Raw genomic sequence first — 944 nt, 5'->3', positions numbered from 1 at the left:
GACGGCCGCTCCATGGGCCTCGTCGTCGACGAGATCATCGACATCGTCGAGGAACGGCTCAACATCGAGGTCGGCGGCTCCGCCTCCGGCATTCTCGGTTCGGCCGTGATCAAGGGCCAGGCCACCGAGGTGATCGACGTCGGCCACTTCCTGCCGATGGCGTTCGCCGACTGGTTCACCCGCAAGGAGATGAAGCCGTCGCAGCACTCGCAGTCGGTGTTGCTGGTCGACGACTCGGCCTTCTTCCGCAACATGCTGGCACCCGTGCTGAAGGCGGCCGGCTACCGCGTCCGCACCGCGCCGACTGCGCAGGAGGGCCTGGCTGCGCTGCGTGCGCAGAGCTTCGACGTGGTCCTGACCGACATCGAGATGCCCGACATGAACGGGTTCGAGTTCGCCGAAGTGATCCGCTCCGACACCAATCTGGGCGCGATGCCGATCATCGGCCTGTCCGCGCTGGTGTCGCCGGCGGCGATCGAGCGCGGCCGTCAGGCCGGCTTCCACGACTATGTCGCCAAGTTCGACCGTCCCGGTCTGATCGCGGCGCTGAAGGAACAGACCGCGGGCGCCGCCGGCGCCTCCGAGCTGAGCCGGGCAGCGGCGTAACGGCACTGGGGATCAGGAGATACCGCTATGAGCAACAAGAAGACGCAGATCGGCGAAGGCGCCATGGTCGAATACGTCACCGCGATGATCGGCGGCCAGCTGTTCGGCCTGCCGATCTCCCGCGTGCAGGACGTGTTCATGCCCGAGCGCGTCACCCGCGTTCCCTTGTCCTCGCGCGAGATCGCGGGCGTGCTGAACCTGCGCGGCCGCATCGTCACCGTGGTCGACATGCGCGCCCGGCTCGGCCTGCCCAAGCCCGAGGACGGCAAGACCCCGATGGCGGTCGGCGTCGACCTGCGCGGTGAATCCTACGGCCTCCTGATCGACCAGATCGGCGA

The 944-nt window shown here is 67.8% G+C and carries 2 protein-coding genes; both read left to right on the top strand.

From position 1 onward, the window contains the following. Window positions 1-606: response regulator (locus AC0L3X_RS47205; protein WP_473317619.1), on the top strand; the 606-nt coding region annotated here is incomplete at its 5' end. Window positions 607-633: 27 nt separating this feature from the next. Continuing rightward, the coding region (locus AC0L3X_RS47200; protein ID WP_201266082.1) for a chemotaxis protein CheW at window positions 634-944 on the top strand (311 nt) is incomplete at its 3' end.

It is taken from the genome of Bradyrhizobium sp. MI1.7, from assembly GCF_055811795.1.
Note: the sequence above shows the minus strand (reverse complement) of the source record. Positions and strands in the feature narration are given on the sequence as shown.